The 4,570-nt window shown below is 74.3% G+C and carries 1 protein-coding gene; it reads left to right on the top strand.

Going from position 1 to position 4,570, the window contains the following annotated elements:
- A partial coding sequence (locus tag ACEPPI_RS39880) for an SDR family NAD(P)-dependent oxidoreductase (protein WP_373920145.1) occupies window positions 1-4,570 on the top strand: 4,570 nt, incomplete at both ends.

Below are 4,570 nucleotides of genomic sequence, written 5' to 3'. Positions count from 1 at the left end.
GGGCCGCGAGGCCGCTGTCCTGGGCTCCCTGCGCCGTAATGAGGGCGGTCTGGAGAGGTTCTGGCTCTCCCTGGGCGAGGCCTACGTACGCGGTGTGGTCGTGGACTGGGATGCCGTGTTCGCCGGAACCGGCGCACAACACGTCGACCTGCCCACCTACGCCTTCCAGCAGGATCACTTCTGGCTGGAGAGCGGCACCGTCGAGGACACCGACACCGCCGCGCACCCCTTCGATGCGGTCGACGCCCGCTTCTGGGAGGCCGTCGAGCGCCACGATGTCGCCGCCCTCACGGCGGAGCTGGACATCGACGCGGACGAGTCGCTCGCCGCCCTCCTGCCCGCGCTGTCCTCCTGGCGGCGCCAGAGCCAGGAGCGCTCCACGGTCGACGGCTGGCGCTACCGGATCACCTGGAAGCCCGCTCCCGAGCCCGCCGCCACCCGCCTCGACGGAACCTGGCTGGTCGCGGTCCCGCAGGCGCCTGCCGACGCAGAGCAGGCCGCCGCCGTCCTGCACGCCCTCGCCGAACACGGCGCCGACGTCCGGCAGATCGCCGTCCCCGGCACCCACGACGCCCGGGCCGAGCTGGCCGGGCTGATCCGGGAGGCGCTCGCCGACGGTCCCGCCGTGGCGGGCGTGCTCTCGCTGCTGACCCCCGCCGGGAGCGACGCGGAGCCGATCGGCGCGGCCGCGCCCGCCGGAGTGATCGCCACCCTGTCCCTCGTCCAGGCCCTCGGTGACGCCGAGGTGACCGCCCCGCTGTGGTGCGTCACCCGGGCGGCCGTCTCCGTGACCCGCTCCGACCGGCGGACCGATCCCGCACAGGCCCCGGTCTGGGGCCTCGGTCGGGTGACGGCCCTGGAACACGGCGAGCGGTGGGGCGGTTTGGTCGACCTGCCCGCCGAGGCCGATGCCCGCGTGCTGGAGCGGCTGGTGGGGGTGCTGGCCGGGGATGGGGCCGAGGATCAGGTCGCGGTGCGGTCCTCGGGGTTGTTCGTGCGTCGTCTGGTGCGGGCGCGGCTGTCCGAGACTCCGGTGGTGCGGGAGTGGCGTCCGGCCGGGACCACGCTGGTGACCGGCGGTACGGGTGCCCTCGGTGCGCATGTGGCGCGCTGGCTCGCGGCGAACGGTGCCGAGCACCTGGTGCTGACGAGCCGGCGCGGGGAGGCGGCGCCGGGCGCGGCCGAGCTGCGCGAGGAGCTGACCGCGCTCGGGGCCGGGGTCACCCTGGCCGCCTGTGACGTCAGCGACCGCGAGGCGCTCGCCGCGCTGATCGCCGCCGTCCCGGCCGACCGGCCCCTGACCGCCGTCGTCCACACCGCCGCCGTCCTCGACGACGGGGTCATCGAGACGCTCACCCCCGAGCAGATCGAGCGGGTCCTGCGGGTCAAGGTCGACGCGACCCTGCACCTGCACGAGCTGACCCGCGAGCTGGACCTGTCGGCGTTCGTCCTCTTCTCCTCCTTCGCCGCCACCTTCGGCGCCCCCGGCCAGGGCAACTACGCGCCGGGCAACGCCTTCCTCGACGCGTTCGCCGAGTACCGCCGCGCCGAGGGCCTGCCCGCCACCTCCCTCGCCTGGGGACCCTGGGGCGACGGGGGCATGGCCGAAGGCGCCGTGGGGGACCGGATGCGCCGCCACGGCGTCATCGAGATGGACCCCGAACGCGCCGTCAGTGCCCTGCGGCACGCCCTCGACCGCGACGAGACCACCCTGACCGTCGCGGACATGGACTGGAAGCGCTTCGTCCTCGCCTTCACCGCCGGTCGCGCCCGCCCGCTGCTGCACGACCTGCCCGAGGCGCGCCAGGCCCTGGAGACCGGCCGCGGCGACACCGCCGAGGACACCGGCGACGCGGCCGTCCTCGTCCGGCAGCTCACCGGTCAGCCCGAGGCCGAACAGGAACGGCTGCTGCTGGACCTGGTCCGCACCGCCGTCGCCGCCGTCCTCGGCTACGCCGGCCCCGACGCGGTGGAGGCCGGCCGGGCATTCAAGGAGCTGGGCTTCGACTCCCTCACCTCCGTCGAGCTGCGCAACCGGCTCAACGCCGCCGCCGGCCTCAAGCTGCCGCCCACCCTCGTCTTCGACTATCCGACCCCCACCGTGCTCGCCCGCCACCTGCGGACCGAACTCGCCGGTCAGGGCGCGGCGGGCGGCACCACGCCCGCGCCGGTCGCCGCCGGTATCGCCCCCGGGGGCGACGCCGAGCCGATCGCCCTCGTCGCGATGAGCTGCCGCTTCCCCGGCGGGGTGCGCAGCCCCGAGGAGCTCTGGCAGCTGCTGGTCCGCGGCGGCGACGCGCTCTCCCAGTTCCCCGCCGACCGGGGCTGGGACGTCGAGGCGCTCTACAACCCCGACCCCGACGCCCACGGCACCTCCTACACCCGCGAGGGCGGCTTCCTCGCCGACGCGGCCTCCTTCGACCCGGCGTTCTTCGGTATCTCCCCGCGCGAGGCCCTCGCCATGGACCCGCAGCAGCGGCTCCTGCTGGAGACCTCCTGGGAGACGTTCGAGCGGGCCGGCATCGATCCGCAGACCCTGCGCGGCAGCCAGTCCGGCGTGTTCGTCGGCACCAACGGCTCCGACTACTCCCACCTCGTGAGGGGCGCCGCCACCGAGGGCCTCGAAGGGCACCTGGCCACCGGCAGCGCGGGCAGCGTCGTCTCGGGCCGGCTCTCCTACACCTTCGGCCTGGAGGGCCCGGCGGTCACCGTCGACACCGCCTGCTCGGCCTCCCTCGTCGCCCTCCATCTCGCGGTGCAGGCGCTGCGGTCGGGGGAGTGCTCCCTGGCCCTGGCCGGCGGGGTGACGGTCATGTCCACGCCCGGCACCTTCATCGAGTTCAGCCGCCAGCGCGGCCTGTCCACCGACGGCCGCTGCAAGGCCTTCTCCTCCGACGCCGACGGCTTCAGCCCGGCCGAGGGCGTCGGCATGCTGCTCGTCGAGCGCCTGTCGGACGCACGGCGCAACGGCCACCCGGTCCTCGCCGTCATCCGCGGTACGGCCATCAACCAGGACGGCGCCTCCAACGGCCTGACCGCCCCCAACGGCCCCTCCCAGCAGCGCGTCATCCGCCAGGCCCTCGCCAACGCCCGGCTGACCCCCGCCGAGGTCGACGTCGTGGAGGCCCACGGCACGGGCACCACCCTCGGCGACCCGATCGAGGCGCAGGCCCTGCTGGCCACCTACGGCCAGGACCGGCCCGAGGGCCGCCCGCTGCTGCTCGGCTCGATCAAATCCAACATCGGCCACGCGCAGGCCGCCGCCGGCGTCGCCGGCGTGATGAAGGTCGTCCTGTCCATGCGGCACGGCCTACTGCCGCAGAGCATCCACATCGCCGAGCCGACCCCGCACGTCGACTGGAGCGCGGGCGAGGTCGCCCTGCTGACCGAGCAGCGGGCCTGGCCCGAGACCGGTGACCGGCCCTGGCGCGCGGGTGTTTCCTCGTTCGGGTTCAGCGGTACGAACGCCCATGTCATCATCGAGCGGGCCCCGGCCGAGCAGGGGTTCGAGGACCCCGGCGCGCAGGGGGCACCCGTACCGCCGGCACCCCACCCCCTACTCGCCGCCCCGACCCCGCAGGAGAACGGCTCCGAGCACCGGGCCCCGCTGCCCTGGCCGCTCACGGCCAAGACCGAGAAGGCGCTCCACGCCCAGGCGGACCGCCTGCTGAACCACCTCGCCACCCGCCCTGACCTGCAAAGCAGCGATATCGGCCACTCGCTGGCCACCACCCGCACGGCCCATGACCGGCGCGCCGTGGTGATCGGCGGGAACCGGGAGGAACACCTCGCGGGGCTCGCCGCCCTGGCCGCCGGAGGCACCGCACCCCTGTTCGTCCAGGGGGCGGTCATCGGGGGGAAGACCGCGTTCGTGTTCCCCGGACAGGGGTCGCAATGGGTGGGAATGGCGGAAGCGCTGTTGGACGCTTCACCCGTGTTTGCAACCCGGGTGGAAGAGTGTGCGAAGGCGCTGGAGCCCTTCACCGACTGGTCGTTGGTGGATGTGCTCCGGGCCGCCGACGGTGCGCCCTCTCTCGACCGGGTGGATGTGGTGCAGCCGGCGTTGTTCGCGGTGATGGTGTCGCTGGCCGAGGTGTGGGGTGCGGCGGGTGTCCGGCCGGGTGCGGTGATCGGGCATTCGCAGGGTGAGATCGCTGCGGCGTGTGTGGCGGGGATCTTGTCGTTGGAGGATGCGGCGCGTGTGGTGGCCTTGCGGTCGCAGGCGATCGGCCGGGTGCTGGCGGGGCTGGGCGGGATGGTGTCCGTGCCGCTGGCCGCTGCCGAGGTGCGTGAGCGGATCGCCCCGTGGGGTGAGGAGCGGATCTCCGTCGCCGCCGTGAACGGGCCGTCGTCTGTGGTGGTCTCGGGCGAGGTCCAGGCGCTGGAGGAGTTCCTGGCGGCTTGTGAGGCGGACGGGGTCCGTGCGAAGCGGATCGCGGTGGACTACGCCTCGCACTCCGCGCAGGTGGAGTTGCTGCGCGAGGAGCTCGACACGCTGCTCGCCCCGATCGCACCCCGGGACGCGGCGGTTCCGTTCCTGTCGACCGTCACCGGTGAGTGGGTCGAGGGC

The organism is Streptomyces sp. AB3(2024) (assembly GCF_041862025.1).
In the GTDB taxonomy this organism is placed as follows: domain Bacteria; phylum Actinomycetota; class Actinomycetes; order Streptomycetales; family Streptomycetaceae; genus Streptomyces.
This window is presented reverse-complemented; position numbering and strand designations above follow the sequence as displayed.